Annotated in this window: 18 protein-coding genes (1 of these 18 running past the window's edge); 16 read left to right on the top strand and 2 right to left on the bottom strand. The window is 60.5% G+C overall.

Going from position 1 to position 18,566, the window contains the following annotated elements:
* The first annotated feature begins 7 nt into the window (after nt 1-7).
* Genes AABA48_RS09030 through coaBC form a run of 4 tightly spaced genes read left to right on the top strand, consistent with a single transcriptional unit; the run spans nt 8 to nt 4,636 of the window.
* Nucleotides 8-1,609, top strand: a complete 1,602-nt coding sequence (locus AABA48_RS09030; RefSeq protein ID WP_338270005.1) for an NAD(P)/FAD-dependent oxidoreductase — start codon at nt 8-10, stop codon at nt 1,607-1,609.
* On the top strand, nt 1,606-2,733 hold the full coding sequence (locus tag AABA48_RS09025; RefSeq protein WP_338270002.1) for a 3'-5' exoribonuclease YhaM family protein: 1,128 nt from the start codon (nt 1,606-1,608) through the stop codon (nt 2,731-2,733). Before AABA48_RS09030 ends, AABA48_RS09025 begins: the two co-directional genes overlap by 4 nt.
* Before the next feature lie 29 nt (nt 2,734-2,762).
* Nucleotides 2,763-3,392, top strand: coding sequence for an MBL fold metallo-hydrolase (locus tag AABA48_RS09020; protein ID WP_338270000.1), 630 nt, complete (start codon nt 2,763-2,765; stop codon nt 3,390-3,392).
* A gap of 44 nt (nt 3,393-3,436) precedes the next feature.
* On the top strand, nt 3,437-4,636 hold the full coding sequence (coaBC, locus tag AABA48_RS09015; RefSeq protein ID WP_338269997.1) for a bifunctional phosphopantothenoylcysteine decarboxylase/phosphopantothenate--cysteine ligase CoaBC: 1,200 nt from the start codon (nt 3,437-3,439) through the stop codon (nt 4,634-4,636).
* Nucleotides 4,637-4,653: 17 nt separating this feature from the next.
* On the opposite strand, the gene AABA48_RS09010 is transcribed toward coaBC, so the two are convergent.
* Nucleotides 4,654-5,559 (bottom strand): zinc dependent phospholipase C family protein, encoded by a 906-nt coding sequence (locus AABA48_RS09010; RefSeq protein ID WP_286350172.1) that lies wholly within the window; start codon nt 5,557-5,559, stop codon nt 4,654-4,656.
* Nucleotides 5,560-5,604: 45 nt separating this feature from the next.
* Here AABA48_RS09010 and AABA48_RS09005 point away from each other — a divergent pair, with 45 nt between their 5' ends.
* The 3 genes from AABA48_RS09005 to AABA48_RS08995 all read left to right on the top strand — a co-directional run bounded on the left by AABA48_RS09005 (nt 5,605) and on the right by AABA48_RS08995 (nt 7,231).
* Entirely contained in the window at nt 5,605-6,336 is a 732-nt protein-coding gene (locus AABA48_RS09005) for a uracil-DNA glycosylase (RefSeq protein ID WP_338269994.1), read from the top strand.
* A gap of 6 nt (nt 6,337-6,342) precedes the next feature.
* Nucleotides 6,343-6,723 carry a hypothetical protein gene (locus AABA48_RS09000; RefSeq protein ID WP_286350170.1) on the top strand — a complete coding sequence of 127 codons (381 nt, stop codon included), beginning with the start codon at nt 6,343-6,345 and terminating at the stop codon, nt 6,721-6,723.
* 64 nt (nt 6,724-6,787) lie between these two features.
* Complete coding sequence (locus tag AABA48_RS08995) at nt 6,788-7,231, top strand: PaaI family thioesterase (RefSeq protein WP_286350169.1); 444 nt, start codon at nt 6,788-6,790, stop codon at nt 7,229-7,231.
* A 149-nt stretch (nt 7,232-7,380) separates the two neighbouring features.
* On the opposite strand, the gene AABA48_RS08990 is transcribed toward AABA48_RS08995, so the two are convergent.
* Nucleotides 7,381-8,742, bottom strand: a complete 1,362-nt coding sequence (locus AABA48_RS08990; protein WP_286350168.1) for a sigma-54-dependent transcriptional regulator — start codon at nt 8,740-8,742, stop codon at nt 7,381-7,383.
* A gap of 149 nt (nt 8,743-8,891) precedes the next feature.
* Between AABA48_RS08990 and smc the strand changes: the two genes are divergently transcribed.
* The 9 genes from smc to tyrS all read left to right on the top strand — a co-directional run.
* On the top strand, nt 8,892-12,419 hold the full coding sequence (gene smc, locus AABA48_RS08985) for a chromosome segregation protein SMC (RefSeq protein ID WP_338269990.1): 3,528 nt from the start codon (nt 8,892-8,894) through the stop codon (nt 12,417-12,419).
* A 19-nt stretch (nt 12,420-12,438) separates the two neighbouring features.
* Nucleotides 12,439-12,798: a roadblock/LC7 domain-containing protein gene (locus tag AABA48_RS08980; RefSeq protein WP_286350166.1), complete on the top strand. Its 360-nt coding sequence runs from the start codon at nt 12,439-12,441 to the stop codon at nt 12,796-12,798.
* Nucleotide 12,799: 1 nt separating this feature from the next.
* Entirely contained in the window at nt 12,800-13,852 is a 1,053-nt protein-coding gene (gene ftsY / locus AABA48_RS08975) for a signal recognition particle-docking protein FtsY (protein WP_286350165.1), read from the top strand.
* 61 nt (nt 13,853-13,913) lie between these two features.
* Nucleotides 13,914-14,090 (top strand): cell division protein ZapB, encoded by a 177-nt coding sequence (gene zapB / locus AABA48_RS08970; protein ID WP_286350164.1) that lies wholly within the window; start codon nt 13,914-13,916, stop codon nt 14,088-14,090.
* Complete coding sequence (locus tag AABA48_RS08965; protein WP_286350163.1) at nt 14,090-14,377, top strand: cell division protein ZapA; 288 nt, start codon at nt 14,090-14,092, stop codon at nt 14,375-14,377. Before zapB ends, AABA48_RS08965 begins: the two co-directional genes overlap by 1 nt.
* A 382-nt stretch (nt 14,378-14,759) precedes the next feature.
* Nucleotides 14,760-15,323 carry a 5-formyltetrahydrofolate cyclo-ligase gene (locus AABA48_RS08960; RefSeq protein WP_286350162.1) on the top strand — a complete coding sequence of 188 codons (564 nt, stop codon included), beginning with the start codon at nt 14,760-14,762 and terminating at the stop codon, nt 15,321-15,323.
* Between the two features lie 27 nt (nt 15,324-15,350).
* Nucleotides 15,351-16,913, top strand: a complete 1,563-nt coding sequence (rny, locus tag AABA48_RS08955) for a ribonuclease Y (RefSeq protein ID WP_286350161.1) — start codon at nt 15,351-15,353, stop codon at nt 16,911-16,913.
* On the top strand, nt 16,903-17,691 hold the full coding sequence (locus AABA48_RS08950) for a TIGR00282 family metallophosphoesterase (RefSeq protein WP_286350160.1): 789 nt from the start codon (nt 16,903-16,905) through the stop codon (nt 17,689-17,691). The genes rny and AABA48_RS08950 overlap by 11 nt, the downstream gene beginning before the upstream one ends.
* Before the next feature lie 17 nt (nt 17,692-17,708).
* On the top strand, nt 17,709-18,566 hold the 5' portion of the coding sequence (gene tyrS, locus AABA48_RS08945; RefSeq protein ID WP_286350159.1) for a tyrosine--tRNA ligase. It continues 354 nt past the right edge of the window; 858 of the gene's 1,212 nt are visible here — the first part of the coding sequence; its start codon is at nt 17,709-17,711; its stop codon lies off the right edge, out of view.

Genomic DNA, 18,566 nt, shown 5'->3' with positions numbered 1-18,566 from the left:
GATATCGATGCCTCTGTTGGTACGCAACCTCATTCTCGCCCCGACCCAGGGGGATGAGCTGCTGCGCGGGATGTTCGCCCGGCGGTTTTCCCTGGATGAACGGGAGATCGTCGATTTCCGGCTCGTCCGCAAGAGTATCGATGCCCGCCGCAAGCCACGGATCAAGTTCGTCTGCACTGTTGAATGCTCGCTCCTCAATGAGGCCGCATTCCTGGCCCGCCACGGCCATGACCCCGATGTCGCCGTACATGCTCCGCCAGAACAGCCGGCCTTTCCATCTCTTGAATCTTCCCAGCGCATCGTTATCGTCGGCATGGGGCCCGCCGGGCTTTTTGCGGCACTGCGCCTGGCGGAATACGGCCTTGTCGCCACCATCATCGAACGCGGCCGACCCGTGGAGGAGCGGGGCAGGGATGTTCAGGCCTTCTGGGATAGGGGCGTGCTCGATCCGGAGAGTAACGTCCAGTTCGGTGAAGGGGGCGCCGGGACCTTTTCCGACGGTAAACTGACCACGAGGGTGAATGACCCGAACATCAGGTACGTGCTCGACAAGCTGATCGACTTTGGTGCCTCGCCCGAGATCGGCTATCTTGCCAAACCGCATATCGGCACCGACCGTCTGCGCTTGGTGGTTGCCTCCATTCGCCGGTGGCTGTTGTCAGCGGGGTTCGACATCCGGTTCGGCAGCCGTCTGACTGACTTGACACTTTCCGGCAGAGCGGTGGAGGCCGCGGTGGTTAACGGGGCCGATGAGCTTCCCTGCGATGCGCTTGTTCTCGCCCCGGGCAACAGCGCCCGCGATACCTACGAGATGCTGCTGCGCCGGGGTGCGCTCCTCCAGCCCAAGCCCTTCGCCGTGGGGGTGCGGGTGGAGCATCCCCAGGAACTCATCAACCGGATCCAGTACGGCGCGGGCCACCATCCCGCCCTGCCGCCGGCTGACTACGCCCTGGCATGGAACAATTCCCGTACCGGACGCTCCGCCTATTCCTTCTGCATGTGTCCCGGCGGCGTGGTGGTGGCGGGAGCCTCCGAGCCGGAAGGGGTGGTGACCAACGGCATGAGCGCCTACCTGCGGAATTCTCCGTATGCGAACAGTGCCCTGGTGGTTACTGTCGGACCTGATGATTTCGGAGACCAGTCCCCCCTGGCAGGGATCGGCTTCCAGCGCCGTTTGGAACGGCGAGCCTTTGAGGCGGGCGGTGGGGATTACCGGGCGCCGGCTCAGAACCTGCTTGCGTTTCTCGGCATGAAAGGGGGGGGACGGGTGTCGTCGAGCTATCGTCCCGACATTCGCGAGGCGGAGCTGGATCGGGTGCTCCCCACCGCCGTGACAGAAGCGTTGCGGGAGGGAGTTCGCCATTTCGACCGGAAGATGCGGGGCTTCGTGACCGCCGAAGCAACCCTCACCGCACCGGAGACCCGTACGTCGGCACCCGTTCGCATTGTGCGGGGAGAGAATCTGCAATCCGTGGGGCTCCCCGGTCTTTATCCGGCAGGGGAAGGTGCCGGCTACGCCGGGGGAATCATGAGCGCCGCACTGGACGGCATTCGCGTAGCCGACGCCATCGCGCGGAGCATATCCGCAGACACAAGGAGAGCACTTTGAGCAAGGTTTTCATAGCGAGCATCCGTGACCGCGATCTGGTCGATTCCGTGTTTCTCGTGAAGGAAAAGATCATGGCCATGGCCAAGAACGGCAAGCCCTACATGACGCTTAGGCTCATGGACAAGAGCGGCGAGATCGAGGGCCGCGTCTGGGACAACGTTGACCAGTTGTCGGCCTCCTTCGGCAAGGATGACTTCGTTGCCATCCGGTCCAAGGCCTCAGTCTACCTGGGCAAGATGCAGCTCATCATTTCCGAACTGGTGAGGATTCCCGATGACCGGGTGAACCTGGCAGACTTTCTCCCCGAGTCGGACCGTACCATTGCCGAGATGGAGAGCGAACTCAAGGCCCTGGTGGAAACCTTTTCCGATCAGTACCTGAAAGCGCTGATGAAGGCCTTTTTCGACGATCCTGCCTTCATGGCGCTCTATCGGACCGCGCCGGCCGCCAAGGGGATGCACCATGTCTACCTGGGGGGGCTGCTGGAGCACTCACTGGCCGTGTCCCGCCTGGTTGATGCCATCGTCCCCCTCTACACGGATCTCAACCGCGACCTGCTGGTGGCGGGCGCCCTGTTGCACGACGTGGGCAAGGTGCGGGAGATGACGTACCTGCGTTCCTTCGACTACACCGACGAGGGAAAACTCATCGGCCATATCACTATCGGCGTGGAGATGCTCCAGGAGCGGATTTCGACCATCCCAGGCTTCCCGCCGGAGCTGGGGATGCTGCTCAAGCACATGCTGCTGTCCCACCATGGACAGTACGAATACGGTTCCCCCAAGCGTCCCAAGACTGTCGAAGCGACGATTCTCAACTACCTGGACGATCTGGACTCCAAGATCAACGGGATCAGAACCCATATCCGCAAGGAAAGCGAAAACCTGGGGCGCTGGACCTCCTATCACCGGCTCTATGACCGCTACTTCTATAAGGAGAGTTATAACGGCGAGGAGGAATACCGGGACGGGACCGATGAGATGATGGTGCCCGAGCCGGAGCCTGTACCGCTGCCGGCTGCCCCCCAGGCCGCCATGGCCGAGCGCAAAGGCGGCGACACCGCCCGAAAAGGGTTCAGCAACAATCCGTTCGAGACCCTGCAAAAGAATCTGGATCTGTTCTGAACAGATACTCCAATCAGAGAGGGTGTATCATGATCTTTGAAACCGTTGTCGTCGGCCCGCTGGGGGTCAATTGTTTCATTCTCGGCTGCGAGCAGAGCCGCGAAGGGGTGATCGTGGACCCGGGAGCGGAATCCGGGCGGATTCTCGAACGAGTCGGCGAACTGGGGCTCAGCGTGGGCATGGTGATAAACACCCACGGCCACTTCGATCATGTGGGGGGCAACCGGCAGGTGCTGGAAGCCACTGGGGCGAAGCTGCTGGTCCACCGGGACGATGTCCACTTCCTCGGCCGGGCCGCGGATGTGGCCGCCATGTACGGTCTCAATACGGAAAATTCGCCGGTTCCCGACACGCTTCTGGAGGACAGCATGACCCTTTCCGTGGGAACCCTTAGCCTCCGGGTCCTTCATACGCCCGGTCACACGCCGGGGGGGTGCTGTCTGCTCCTGGAGGGGGAAGGAAAGGTGCTCACCGGTGACACCCTGTTCGAGGAATCGGTGGGACGCACCGATTTCCCGGGCTCGTCCCACGAGGCCCTCATTACGTCGATCCGCGAGAAGCTTCTGACCCTGCCGGATGAGACTGAGGTCTATCCGGGCCATGGTCCGACAACGTCCATCGGCCGGGAGCGGCGGTACAACCCCTACCTGACGGATTAGCGCGCACGCGTAACCTCTGGGAAAAATTGCGCGGCGGAGGCCCAATGCTCAAGGGAAAAGAGATCGTCCTCGGTGTTTGCGGAGGCATCGCAGTCTACAAAGCCGTAGAGCTCGTACGGCTGCTCACGGGGGCAGGAGCGAACGTCCATGTCATCATGACGCGATCGGCCACGGAGTTCGTGGCTCCGCTCACGTTCCAGACCCTAACCTCCAACCCCGTGCATACGGAACTCTTCAATCTCATCGCTGAACGGGAAATCGGTCACATTTCGCTGGCGGACCGGGCCGATCTCTTCATCATCGCGCCGGCCACGGCCAACGTGATCGGCAAGATCGCCCACGGCATCGCCGACGACATGCTCACCACCACGGTCATGGCCACCAGGTCACCGGTTCTGATCGCTCCCGCCATGAACTGCAACATGTACCGCAATCCCCTCTACCAGGAAAACGAGGCGCGGCTGAGACGCCACGGCTACCTGTTCGCGGATCCGGTGCGGGGAATGCTCGCCTGCGGCTGGGAGGGAGAAGGAAAGCTCCAGTCCCCCGAGATAATTTTCGAGGAGGCGGTCACCGCCCTTGCGCCGAAGGATCTGGCCGGCGAACACCTGCTGGTGACCGCCGGGCCCACCCAGGAGGAGATCGATCCGGTCCGCTTTGTGAGCAACCACTCGTCGGGTAAGATGGGATACGCCATTGCCCGTGTCGCCCGGCGCCGCGGAGCGGAGGTGACACTGGTCTCAGGCCCCACCTGCCTCGATGCGCCCTGGGGGGTGGAAACGGTGCGGGTGGCTTCGGCCGTGGAGATGCGCGCTGCCGTCATGGCTGCCCTGCCGACGGCCACGGTCGTGATCAAGGCCGCAGCCGTGGCCGATTATCGTCCTGTAGTGCGCGCGACGGGAAAGATCAAGAAAAATGCCGACTCGCTGGTGATCGAGCTGGAGAAGAACCCCGACATACTTGCCGAACTTGGAGGAATCAAGGGTGAGCGCCTGCTGGTGGGTTTTGCCGCCGAGACTGCCGATCTGCTTGAAAACGCAAGGAAAAAACTGGTTGCCAAGAATGTGGACATGATGGTCGCCAACGACGTGAGCCTGGAAGGCGCCGGATTCCACGGCGACACCAACATTGCCCGCCTTCTCTATCGTGACGGGACCAGTGAGGAGCTGCCACTCATGACCAAGGATGACATGGCGGCCCTCATTCTAGACCGGGTGGCGGAACTGAGGAAAAAGGCGGAGTAAGGAGCGGGACAGGGGCGTCAGGCCGAGGAGAGGATCTGGAGAAGTTTCTCCGGCTCCCAAATTGCCTGGCGAAGGCGTCCCTTGAGGGATGTCACCTGAGCAAAGGCATCGTCCTTGGAGAGCTTGCCGCTCCGGTAGAGCAGGCGCAGGTTTTTTCTCACCGCCTCCGCCGCGGTCAAAGCCCGTTCACCGGTGGGGTCGGCCAAGTAGAAACGCGACTCCTCCATTTTGGCCAGAAAGTCGAATACCGCGTCCTCGGCAAGGGTCATGAACTCTTCCCGGTCGCCGTTCTCCAGCACGTAGCTCGATGAATCCGACATGGTCTTGAGCACCTGCTGCCACTTTTCCAGCCGCGAGACCAGGAGGATCGAGTTGAAGATCCGCTTGTTGGTACCAAAGGAAAAGATGGTGTCCGACAGTACGTTGCGCAGCAGGGCATCGTTCGCTTTGTAGTTCTCGAGGCAGATCGTGCGGGCCGTTTCCCAGATGTCCCGATCGACGAAGGTCTCGAACCGCATCTCCCAGTAGGCGTGCTTGAGGGTGAGCGTGGAAAAACTGCCCATGATCTTGTACGGAACAAAGTAGTTGTGGGCGACCGTATCTGCCGCCAGGTGCGCCAGGTAGCCGTAGGCGCATGCTTTCTGGGGCGGGTTCCAGGCGTATTCCAGGACTTTCATGCCGATCCGCCACCGGTGGCAGTGCTGAAGATAATGGGTGAACTTTTTGCCGATGGTGATGTCCGCCGCGATGCATCCGTAGAGAAAGTCGTGGGGGTACTGGCCGATGACTGCGGCCACGGCAGGGTTTAAGGAACTGAGATTGTTGATGACTGCCGTTCCCAGCTGAAGGTGGATGCCGGCTCCCCAGGCAAAGGCATCAACGGGCACGGCGATGATGATGAGCAGAATGGCGGCGAAGAGCATTGCATAATCGTATTGAACCCTTAGAAAAAAGTAAAGGAGTTTGCCGTGACCGGTGACACCCCGCGTGAGGTGATCGCTTCCCTGCGCCGCTATCTGGAGGAAGTCCGGGAGACGGGAGTAGAGGGCCTCCCTCTGGCCGCTCCCGCGCCGAGTGTCTCCGTGGTGGAGGCGTCCTCTGCGCCTGCCGCTTCCGGTGAAGCGCGGGAAACCCTGGACGATATCCGGCGCGAGATGGGGGGGTGCCACCGGTGCGCCCTTGGCGCCGGCAGGACTAATCTCGTGTTTGGAGTCGGTAATCCCGCCGCGCGCCTCATGATTATCGGCGAGGCGCCCGGTCGTGACGAGGATTTTCGCGGCGAGCCCTTCGTGGGGGAGGCGGGGCAGCTCCTGACCAAAATCATTGAGGCCATGGGCTTCGCCCGCGAGGACGTCTACATCTGCAACGTGCTCAAATGCCGGCCGCCGCACAACCGCGATCCGGCGTCCGCCGAGATCGAGGCGTGCTCATCCTTCATGCTCCGCCAGGTGATGGCCGTGGCGCCCGAGGCCATCCTGGCACTGGGCACCTTTGCGGCCCAGACCATCCTTAGTACCAAGGAGCCCATTTCGCGGCTGCGGGGGCGGTTCCACGACTATCACGGCATTCCTCTCATGCCGACGTTTCATCCGGCTTTCCTGCTGCGCAACCCCGAAAGGAAGAGGGACGTGTGGGACGATGTCCGGCAGGTCATGGGGCTTCTGGGCAAGGAGGCCCCCGGCAAGGGGGACAGGAGGTGACGGGGAATGGCTAAGGGATACCAGGCAAACAGGGAACGGCAGGAGCAGATTGGCTTGCTGGGCAAGGCGCTCGCCAAGCGGGCCGGCTTCGCCTGCGAATGGTGCGAGGGGAAGGACGACCTGCGCCCGTGGGACTACCGTCCTGACGACGAACCGTCGGAGGAAACCCTGGCGCTTCTCTGCGGCCGGTGCCGGGAACTCGCCGGCGGCCGCAGGGGAGATGCCCATGAGCTGCGCGGAATCCGCAATGCCCTGTGGAGTCAGGTGCCGGCCGTTGCCGAAGGGGTCGCCCGGGTCCTGGTCACAAGCAGGGAGCCCTGGGTGCGTGAGGCCATTGAGGAGAGTCTCATCGACGAGACGGTAAAGGCGGAGATACTGGGAATCTAAGGGGCTTACCGCCGGCGCGTGAGAAGAGGGGGCAGGCTTGACGGTGTCCCGGAGGGGGAAGGATATGTACGAGCATCTCTATGAAGAGCCCATGACCGAGGAGACGGCGCTGCCGTTCGAATTGCCCGAGTGGATCGCCTGCGCCCCTTTTGAGGAATACCTGGGGATGACCATCGAGGAAGCTGACCGGGGGCGGGCGGTGCTGACCATGCCGTTTCGCGTGAAGCACGCCCAGGGAAAAGGGCTCATGCACGGCGGTGCGATAACGGCCCTGGCCGACACCGCGGTTGCCATGGCCATCAAGAGCCTTCTCCCCGAGGGGTCCCACTTTGTGACCATGGAGATGACGCTGAAGTTTCACGCCCCGATCCACGGCGGCACCGTCAAGTCCGTGGCGGAGGCGGTACGGGAGGAAGAGAGGACGATCAGGGGAACTGCCGAAGTGTTCGACGGTAACGGCATAAAGGCGGCAACCTTCACCTCTGTCTTCCGGATCAAGCGGAGGTGAAGGGCTCAGATTCACGCACGGCTCTTACGGAGTTTTCCTACGCTATTGCCGTTCTCCAGGGGATGTGCCTGGGATACTGCTCTCGCCCGGCCATTCCCGCCGCAGCTCCGGCCGGAATATGCTGAAGCATCAGATGCGGGCGCATCCTGTCAGAGCGGCATTCCGAGCCGCCTCATCTTTTCCACCAGTGTTGTCCTGTTCAGGTTGAGCAGGGCCGCGGCCCGGGCCTTAACGCCGTCTGACAGGACCAGCGCGTCCCTGATCATCCCCCGCTCGATTTCAGCCAATACCTTTACGAGGTCGACCCCCTTGCCGGTCAGGCGGGTCAATCCCTCCTCCCGGATATTGTGCGGCAGGTCCTGAACGGTAACGGTGTTGTCTTCGGTAAGGGCCGCCACCCGCTCCATGACGTTCTCCAACTCCCGTACGTTACCGGGCCACTGGTAGCTTTCCAGTGCCTCGAGCGTGTCGCTGGCAAGCGACATGTTCCGTCGCTGCATCTCCTTGCAGTACTTGGCAAGAAAATGTTTGGCCAGGGGGAGGATGTCCTCGACCCGTTCCCTCAGGGGGGGGAGTTGCAGGGGGATCACGTTGAGCCGGTAAAAGAGATCCTCCCTGAAGTTGCCCTTTTTGACCTCCTCCGCCAGATCCAGGTTGGTGGCCGAGATGATCCGGACATCGATCTTGACGGGGCGGGTGGAGCCCACCCGTTCCACTTCCTCTTCCTGAAGCACGCGCAGGAGCTTTGTCTGCAACTGCATCGGCATCGTGCCGATTTCATCGAGGAAGATGGTACCGCCGTTGGCTGCTTCGAACTTGCCGATTTTGTCCCGCATCGCACCGGTGAACGCACCCTTGACGTAGCCGAACAGTTCCGATTCCAGCAGGTTTTCCGGGATAGCCCCGCAGTGGACGGCAATGAACGGTTTGTCGCGCCGCCCGCCGTTGAAGTGGATCGCCTTGGCCACCAGCTCTTTGCCGGTCCCCGATTCGCCGGCTATCAGCACGGTCGAGTCGGTTTTGACGATCCGCTTCATAAGGGCGAAGACGTGCTGCATGGCGGGAGAGCTGCCAATGATATTGGCGAATTCGAACTTGTCGCGCAACTGCTTCCGGAGGTAGACGTTTTCGGACAAGAGCTGCCGCTTCTCCACAGCCTTGCCGATGATGATCTTCAGTTCGTCGAAGTTGAGGGGTTTGGTGATGTAGTCGAAAGCGCCCTCTTTCATCGCCTTCACTGCCGTTTCCGCCGAAGCGTGGCCAGTGATGAGGATCACTTCGGTGAGGGGGGCGTCTTCCTTGACTTTTTTCAGGATGTCGATACCGCTGGCATCGGGGAGGAAAAGGTCGGTAATGACGATGTCGAAGGTGTCGCGGGTAAGGGTCTGAAAGGCCTCGCCGCCCGACCCGGCGCTTTTCACCGCATGACCGGCCGCCTTCAGCAGGAGGGTGAGGGCTTCGCGTCCCGTTTCTTCATCGTCGATCAGGAGGATTTTGGTCCGCTCTTTCATGGCACCTCCGCGGATAGGCCTGAAAAATAGCATCAATCGGGTCTGCTTGGCAAGCATCCCGTTGCCGCGCCAGTGCGCGAAGGGGCTCTGGTAAACGTTCCGCTTTGCCTTTGCAAAGCCATCTGCCCTCTGCTACTATAGCCCGGTTTATGAAGATCAAGCGCTTGGACATCGTTGGTTTTAAATCATTCGTCGACAAGGTCTCCTTCGACTTTCAGCAGGGGATTACCGGCATTGTCGGGCCCAACGGCTGCGGCAAGTCGAACGTGGTCGACGCCATCCGCTGGGCCATGGGTGAACAGTCGGCCAAGAACCTGCGCGGCCGGTCCATGGAGGACATCATTTTCGGCGGCAGCGAGTTCCGCAAGCCCCTCGGCATGGCCGAAGTCTCCATGGTCTTTGCCACCGATGACGGCCGGGTGCCGGCCAAGTATCTGAGCTACAGCGAAATACAGGTCACCAGGCGTCTCTACCGGGATGGGGAGAGCGAGTACTTTCTCAACAAGACCCCCTGCCGGCTCATGGACATCACCGAGCTCTTCATGGACACCGGCGTCGGTGCCCGTGCCTACTCGATCATCGAGCAGGGCAAGATCGGGATGATTCTCCACTCCAAGCCCGAAGAGCGCCGCTTCATCATTGAAGAGGCGGCCGGGGTCACCAAGTTCAAGGCCCGCAAGCAGGTCGCGCTCAAGAAGATAGACCTTACCCGCCAGAACCTGCTCCGCATCGGCGATATCCTCTCCGAAATCAAGCGCCAGCTCAACTCTCTCCAGCGGCAGGTGAAGAAGGCCGAACGGTTCAGGGAATACCGCGAGGAGCTCCGCGAGATCGAAATCCATGCCTCGGTCCGGCGGTTCACTGCCCTTGACGCGGAAAAAGAGCGGATCGAGGGTCTTCTGCGCGAGGCGGTTTCCCGCGAGAGTGCTCTCTTTGCCGATCTTGAGCGACGGGACCTGGAGCTTGCCGAGCGTCGGCTTGCCCTGGCCGAGCGGGAAAAGGAAGTCGCCACTGCGCAGGAGAGGCTTTTCCGGCAGAAGGCGGATATCCAGGCATGCGAAAGCCGGATCGAGTTCCAGCGCCGCGAGCTTTCCTCCCTGGAGCGCCAGCAGGAGCGCGTGGCCGTCGAGCTCTCGACTGCCGGGGCGCAGCTTGCGGCCGCCGAGGAAGAGCTCGCCCGTCTGGTGGAGCAGAGCGGATCCTTTGCCGTGGAGGTGGCAGGGGAAGAGGAAAGTCTCCAAACGCGCGAGATGGAGCTGGAAGAGATGACCGGCGCCGAGCGGGAACTCGCCGCCCACCTGGACGAAGCCCGCCGCGAGCTTTTCTCCCTCTTGTCCGAAGTTGCCCAGCTCAACAATCAGCGAACCGCGGCTGCCCGCCGCCTGGAGGGGCTCGCCGAGCGTGCTGACCGCAACCGCCGGGAAGGAACCCTTCTTCAGGAGCGGCTGGTGGAGGCCACGGGCAAAGTGCACGAGCTCGACGGCACGGTGTCCGGTCTTGGCCGGGCAAAGGCTGACCTCCAGGAACGCCTTCCGGTCATGACCCGCCGCGAAGAGGAGGTCCGGCAGCGGCTGGCCGAGGCCGAGCGGGAACTCGTCGCCCAGCGGGACGAACTCTCGCGGGCGGCCTCTCGTCTCCATTCGCTCCAGGAACTGGAAGCCCAGTTTGCCGGATACGGCCAGGGGGTTCGCAACCTGTTCCTGTCCGAGCGTTTTGCCGGTCGGTTCGGAGGCGTGCTCGCCGATGCGGTGGAGACCGGCGCCGATTACGAGACGGCCCTGGAGGCAGTCTGCGCCGAGCGGCTCCAGTACGTGCTCAGCGCGAGCGATGAGGCGGCCCTGGACGCCATTGCCCATCTCAAGGAATCGGGCGGCGGCCGCTGCGGCATTATCGTGGCGGGCACCCCGGCCGACGACTGTTCATCCGTTGCCGGGGCCATGCCCCTGCTGGATCGGGTTTCCATTGTCGCAGCCTGGCGTCCCCTGATCGAACCGTTGTTGGCCGACGTCCATCTGGCGGATACCCTGGCCCAGGCCCTTTCCCTGTCCCGGCGGCATCCCCGGGCAACCTTCGTTACCCTCCAGGGAGACCTCGCCTTTGGCGGGGGGATCGTGAACGGCGGCTCCGCCGAGAACGCCGGCCAGGGACTTGTCCACAAGAAGAGAGAGATCAGGGAGCTTTCCGGAATCGTGGAGCGCCTCGAATCTTCTGTGCGTGAAACCGAGACGCGCCGGGAGGAGCTCCGGGGGGAGCGTTCCCGGCTGGAGGAGGAGGTGCGCGACCTTCGGCAAACCCTCCACCAGACGGAGATCCAGTTCGTCAATGCCGAGAAGGATCTTCAGCGGGCCCGCGAAGAGTGCCAGCGGATCGAGGAGCGAATCGCCATTGCGGGGATTGAGGACGAGCAGCTTCAGGACGAACGCAGGACTCTGGACGAAGAGATTGCCGACGCCGACGGCCGCCGCGCCGAGCGCGAGGCGAAGCGGGAAGCGCTCGATGCCGAAGTGGCGAGAACGCAGGAAGCCCTGACGGTTAGCCGCCGTACAATCGAAGCCGCCCGTGATGCGGTCACGGCTCTCAAGGTCAAGGGAGCCCAGCTCAGGGAAAAGCGGGAGGCCGCGTCCCGGGCCACGGTGCGAACCGAGGAGTCGATCCGGGACCTGCGGGAGCGCATTGGCCGGCTACGGGGGGAAGGTGAATCGTCAGCCGCCGAGCGGGAGCACCTTACGGTTGCGACTGCCGCCGCCGAGGACGATCTCAAGGGCCACCTTGCGGCGTATGCCGAAGCCGAGTCATTATCCCGGAGCCTTCGCATGGAATTCGATACCCGGGCCGAGGCGGTGCGGGTGGAAGAGGCGGAGCTGCGGGAGCTTCGTCATCAGTGCGAGGCAGCCCGGGACGAAGTGGCCGCCCACAAGCTCACCCTGTCCGGTCTCACCCTTGAACTCAATCATCTGATTTCCTCCCTGGCTGATAAGTACCGGCTGGAGATGTGCGAGGTCATGCCATCCTACGCCGAAAGGCCTTTTGACGAGGAAGCGGCCGCCCGTCGTCAGGCTGAGCTCGGCCGGTTGATCGACGAAATCGGCGAAGTGAACCTGACGGCCATCGAGGAATACCGGGAGCTGGAGGAGCGGTTCGCGTTCCTCTCGTCGCAGAAAGAAGACCTGGAAGAGTCGCTTCAGTCGCTCCAGCAGGCTATCCAGCGGATCAACCGGACCACCCGCAAGCGTTTTCTGGAAACCTTCACTCTGGTCAACGAGAAGTTCCAGGAGGTCTTCCCCCGGCTGTTCTGCGGCGGCCGGGCTGAACTGCGGCTCACTAACGAGGAAGACCTGCTGGAAACCGGGATCGATATCATTGTTCAGCCGCCAGGGAAAAAACTCCAGAACGTGACCCTGCTCTCGGGTGGTGAGAAGGCCCTCACCGCAGTGGCGCTGATCTTTTCCATCTTCCTCATCAAGCCGACACCCTTCTGTCTTCTCGATGAGGTTGACGCCCCGCTTGACGACGCCAATATCGGCCGGTTCAACGATATGGTGAGGGAGATGAGCGATGTGTCGCAGTTCATCATCATTACCCACAACAAGGCCACCATGGCCGTTGTCGACACTCTTTACGGCGTGACCATGGAGGAGCCCGGGGTGTCTAAGAGCGTGTCGGTCAAACTGAACTAACCGACGTCCGAGGTGATTCGTGCCGTTCAAAAGGATTCTGACCGAGCTGGTCGATGCCGTTCCCGGCGCAACCGGCGCAATTCTTGCCGACTGGGAGGGGGAGGCTGTCGAACAGCATGCCCTCATGGATGACTACGAAATCAAAATCATCGGTGCCCATAAAGGCATTCTCCTCGCGCACCTCAAGGCACTCCAGGTGCGGCTTTCCGGTGGAGCCGTCCTGGAGGCGGTCATTACCACGGCGGGGATCCGTGCCATTGTGGGACCGGTGGGGGATGACTATTCCCTTGTCATGACGCTGGAGCGCGGTGCCATACCCGGCCGGGTGCTCATTCACTTCAGATCGGCCGTAGAATGTCTGGCCAAGGAGATATACTGAGATGACGGAAGAACGGAAGGGCTTTTTCAAGGGACTTTGGGGTAAGGTTACCGGCGGCGATCGTGATCAGGAAGAGGCAGTCGATGAAACGACGTCCGCCGTTGCGGATGTCGCTGCACCGCCGGAGCAGGAAGACCGGCGCCCCGGATTTTTCGAGCGGCTCAAGCAGGGGCTGAGCAAGACCCGCGATAGCCTGGTGGGGCGCATCGATCGTCTCGTGCTCGGCAAGAAGGAGATTGACGCCGACACCCTTGAGGAGCTGGAAGAGATACTCATCACCGCCGATCTGGGCGTCCAGACCACCGTGGAGTTGATCAGGGGATTGGAGCAGCGCCTCTCCCGCAACGAGCTCAAGGACGGCGAGGCCCTCAGGGAGGCGCTCAAGGAGGATATCCACGGTCGCCTTGCCCGTGACGCCCATCAGCTGGACGTAACAGGGGCCTCTCCCTTCGTCATCATGGTCATCGGCGTCAACGGCGTCGGCAAGACCACTACCATTGGCAAGCTCGCGGCCCGGTTTACCGCCCAGGGGAAAAGAGTGATTCTGGCCGCCGGCGACACCTTCCGCGCTGCTGCCGCCGAGCAGCTCCAGATATGGGGCGAGCGCACCGGCGTCGACGTGATCCGCCACAAGGAAGGAGCGGATCCGTCTGCCGTTGTGTTCGACAGCATCAAGGCGGCCGTGGCCCGTGGCGCGGACATCCTCATCGTCGACACCGCCGGACGTCTCCATACCAAGGTAAATCTCATGGAGGAACTCAAAAAGGTCCGCCGCATCATGTCGCGGGAGATCCCCGGGGCTCCCCATGAGACGTTGCTGGTTCTTGACGCGGCAACGGGACAGAATGCCCTCTCGCAGGCGAAACTCTTCAAGGAGGCAGCCCAGGTTACCGGCATCGCCCTGACAAAGCTCGACGGTACGGCAAAGGGAGGAATCGTGGTTGCAATCTGCAATGAGTTCAGGATTCCCGTCCGTTACATCGGCGTCGGCGAGGGGGTCGACGACCTGCGGGATTTCGATCCCTCCCAATTCGTGGACGCCCTCTTTCAATAAATGACCTTGACTAAACAACAGAGCAGAATATATTATTTTATTCCTAAAAAGGTGTTTGCTTATGGATACGGAACTGTTTTCGGATCTGGAACGGCGTCTTGACATGCTTCTTGAGCGCTATGGCGCCCTGAAGCGAGAGAACGAACAGCTTCGAGCGGACAATGCAAGGCTTCAGCAGGAGCGCGAAGGGGTCAAGGTCCGGATTGACGGTATCCTGCGGAAACTCGAAGGTATCTAGTGTCCGACAAGCAGTCCCACCGCATCAAGGTCCTCGGGCGCGAGTTGACCGTTAAAAGCACCTCCTTGGCGGAGCACGTGGGCGAGGTTGAAGCCCTTGTGAATCGTAAGCTTGCGGAAGCACGGGCACAGGTGCCGGTGGGAGACCCTCAGGTTCCGGTCATCCTGGCACTCATGAATTTGGCTGAAACGTGTATTTCCCTTTCCAGGGAACTTGAAGAGCAGCGTCATGTCGGCGGCGACAAGCTTCGGCGGTTGACGCGACGTATCGAAGATGTCCTTCTGTGAGGGCCTGTCCGGCTGACATTTGCCGGTTCTCGACTCCCTTCGGGAGAGGTTATAAATAGAAAGTGCGGTACAAGCGGTTCGGGTTGGTTACGGAAAGATGGATCAGTTTCAACAGAAAACCTCGCCGTTCGAATCAACAGAGGTTTTGGCTGTTTTTACTGATAACGGCCTGCAGGAATTTTCAGAGATGCGGAGAGGGTAATTACGACGCTACGGTTTCATACTTCGTCACGCCATACGACATTACCCGAAGCATAGCCTTCCTTCCTGTCTGACGCCGGCATATCTTCTCCAATTACCCTCCAGGAATCCTCCCCTCCTCGGACCCCGTTCCCGTGTACCGTTAGTGGCCGATGACCCTGCGTCACGGTCACACGACCCAATGCCCAAGCGCGCCCTGAGACAGTCAATGCTCGCGTTGCGAAGATCCCTGGCCCCTGCCGAGGTCAGGCGGGCTTCCGAGGCCATACAGCGCTCGTTTGCGGACAGCGACGGCTTCCGGAAGTCACGGGTCGTTGCTCTCTACGCCCCCATCAGGGGTGAGGTAGACACGGGTGACGTGCTGCGGCTGGCCCTCGACCAGGGAAAAACGGTTCTTCTACCGGCCGTGTGCGGCGACGAGCTCCGTTTCATCGAAGTGACTGACCCGGCAGGACTCCGCTCAGGCTCATTCGGTATTCCTGAGCCCTGTCTGACGGGAAAGGCCGTTGCTCCCGACTGCGCGGACATCATTGTTGTGCCGGGGGTTGCCTTTGACTTGGCAGGCCGCCGGATCGGCTATGGGAAGGGGTTTTACGACCGGGCACTCCATCATTTGGAGAAAACGGGCCGACTTGTCGGCTTTTGTTACGATTTCCAGCTCGTCGATGAAATACGGGGAGAGCCTCACGATGTGGCACTCGACCTGATCGTTACCGAGAAGAGGATCATTCGTCCTCTCGGTTAGAAATATACCTGAGGAGGTACCGGAACATTGAAGATAGAACTGGCAATTATTTTCATCGTCCTCGCAGCAGGAGCGGGATTTCTGATTGGAAACCTGCTGCGCAAGAAACTCTCTGATTCTCTGGTAAGCAAGGCCGAAGAACTCGCCTCCCGCATCGTGGAGGATGCCAAGCGTGAAGCGGAAACGATCAGCAAGGAAGCCGCTCTTCAGGCCAAGGATGTCGTCTATCAGGCAAAAGCCGATTTCGAGCGGGAAACAAAGGAAAAGCACAAGGATCTTCAGACACTGGAAAAGCGCCTTCAGCAGAAGGAGGAGAACCTCGATAAAAAGATGAACCTCTTCGATCAGCGCGATGCCGACCTGACGAAGAAGGAGCAGGGCATCCTCACACGGGAGCAGTCTCTCAGCCGGAAAGAGGAATCCCTTGATGCGCTCGTGGCCGAACAACGGGCCAAGCTAGAACAGATTTCCGGCATGACCTCGGCTGAAGCGAAGAAGATCCTCATGGACGCCATGGAGAGCGAGGCGAAACTTGATGCCGCCAAGCGGATCAAGGCCATCGAAGAGGAGGCCCGCGAGACCGCGGATAAGAAATCCAAGGAAATCATTTCTCTTGCCGTTCAGCGGTATGCGGGCGAGTACGTTGCCGAAAAGACCGTATCGGTGGTAGCCCTCCCCTCCGACGAAATGAAGGGGCGAATCATCGGTCGCGAAGGCCGCAATATCCGGGCCCTCGAGGCGGCCACCGGCATCGACCTCATCATCGACGATACCCCCGAGGCGGTTATTCTTTCAGGCTTCAATCCGGTTCGCCGCGAAGTGGCAAAGATCGCCCTTGAGAAACTCATCACTGACGGGCGGATTCACCCCGGCCGCATCGAAGAAGTGGTGGCCAAGGCAGAGGAGGAAGTGGAGCAGGCCGTCAAGGAAGCTGGCGATCAGGCGGCCTTTGACCTCGGTGTTCACGGCATCCATCCTGAAATCCTCAAGCTCATTGGCCGTTTGAAATACCGCACGTCTTACAGCCAGAATGTATACCAGCACTCTCTTGAGGTCGCCTTCCTCTGCGGCATCATGGCCTCGGAACTGGGCGTTAACGTCAAGCAGGCAAAGCGCGCCGGTCTGCTCCACGACCTGGGCAAGGCGGTGGACCATGAGGTTGAAGGATCCCACGCGGTCATCGGCGCTGAACTTGCGCGCAAATATGGTGAGTCGCCCAAAATTGTCCACGCAATTATGGCCCACCACGAGGATGAAAAGCCGAATTCGATCCTCGCCGTCCTCGTTCAGGCCGCCGACGCCCTCTCCGGCGCACGGCCGGGGGCGCGCCGGGAAATGATGGAAACATACGTGAAGCGGCTTGAGGATCTTGAACGGATATCCTGTTCCTTTGGCGGTGTGAACAACTCCTTTGCCATTCAGGCCGGCAGAGAAATCCGCGTCATGGTGTCGAGCGAAGAGGTCTCCGACGAGCGGGCTGTTCTGCTGGCCAAGGACATCGCCAAGAAGATCGAGGCCGAGATGACCTATCCCGGTCAGATCAAGGTGAATGTTATCCGGGAAACCCGCGCCATAGAGTATGCCCGTTAACATCCTCTTTATCGGCGATATTATCGGGAGCCCGGGGCGACAGGCCCTTGTCCGCGAACTTCACCGGCTCGTGGATCATCATCGGGTGGATCTTGTCGTGGCCAACGGCGAAAATTCGGCCGGTGGCTTCGGGATCACCGAGGAGACGGCAAAGGAGCTCTTCTCGCTCGGGATCGACGTCTTGACCAGTGGCAACCACATTTGGGACAAGCGAGAATCCTTTTCCTTCATCGGCCGGGAAGAGCGGCTGGTGCGCCCGGCAAATTATCCACCCGGAACCGTGGGGCGCGGATCAACCGTGGTTCGCACTGCCGGAGGAGTGCCGGTTGGCATTCTGAACCTTGAGGGGCGGGTGTTCATGAATAACCTGGATTGCCCGTTTCGTGTCGCCGACCAGGAAATCGAGAGGCTGAAGGAGTCGACATCGCTTGTTTTTGTCGACTTCCATGCGGAAGCCACATCGGAAAAAATTGCCCTTGGCTGGTATCTCGACGGTAAGGTCAGTGCGGTCGTTGGAACGCATACCCATGTTCAGACCGCAGATGAACGTATCCTGCCCGGCGGCACAGCGTATATTACCGATGCGGGCATGACGGGAAGTTTCGATTCGGTTATCGGGGTTCGCAAAGAACTGGCGGTGGAGCGGTTTGTCACGCAAATGCCGGTCAGGTTCGAGGTTGCAAAGAAGGATGTGCGACTTAACGGAGTTGTCATTGTTGTCGATCCGGTTAGCGGGCGGGCACTCTCCATTGAGCGCATTTCACTAATCTGTTCGTGAGGAGGTTTGCCCAGGCCATGTCCGTTGCCGATCAAATGGCGCTCATCAAGCGGGGCGCGGTAGAGATACTGGTAGAAAAGGAACTTGTGGAAAAACTTGAAAAATCGGCCAAGACCGGAGTCCCCCTCAAGATAAAGGCCGGCTTCGATCCCACTGCGCCCGATCTTCACTTAGGACATACGGTCCTTTTGCACAAGATGCGACAGTTCCAGCAACTCGGGCACGAGGTTATTTTTCTGATCGGTGACTTTACCGGAATGATTGGTGATCCGACCGGCAAGTCCGAAACTCGCAAGGCGCTCACCCGTGAGGATGTTCTGCGCAACGCCGAGACCTACAAGGAGCAGGTGTTTAAAATTCTTGATCCGGAGAAAACACGGGTGGCCTTCAACTCGGAGTGGCTGGCCAAGCTCGACGCCGGCGGGATAATCGGCCTTGCCGCCAAGTACACCGTGGCGCGTATGCTTGAGCGCGACGACTTCGGAAAGAGGTTTGCGAACCAGCTTCCCATAAGCATTCACGAGTTTCTCTATCCTTTGATCCAGGGATATGATTCGGTGGCGCTTCAGGCAGATGTGGAACTCGGAGGTACCGACCAGAAGTTCAACTTGCTTGTGGGGCGCGAACTTCAGCGTGAATGGGGGCAAACCCCTCAGACCGTAATTACGATGCCGCTGCTTGAAGGGCTCGACGGCGTCAATAAGATGAGTAAATCTCTCGGCAACTATATTGGAATCAATGAACCGGCCGACGAAATATTCGGCAAGATCATGTCGATATCCGACGAGCTCATGCTTCGCTACTACGAGTTGCTGAGCGATCTCTCCATGGCCGAAATCAACGGCATACGGTCCGGTATCCGCGATGGTTCGGTT

Origin of the sequence: Geobacter sp. 60473 (assembly GCF_036323535.1) — a bacterium.
Classification (GTDB): domain Bacteria; phylum Desulfobacterota; class Desulfuromonadia; order Geobacterales; family Geobacteraceae; genus Geobacter; species Geobacter sulfurreducens.
The sequence above is the reverse complement of the archived record's forward strand: the minus strand, read 5'-3'. Positions and strand labels throughout refer to the sequence as shown.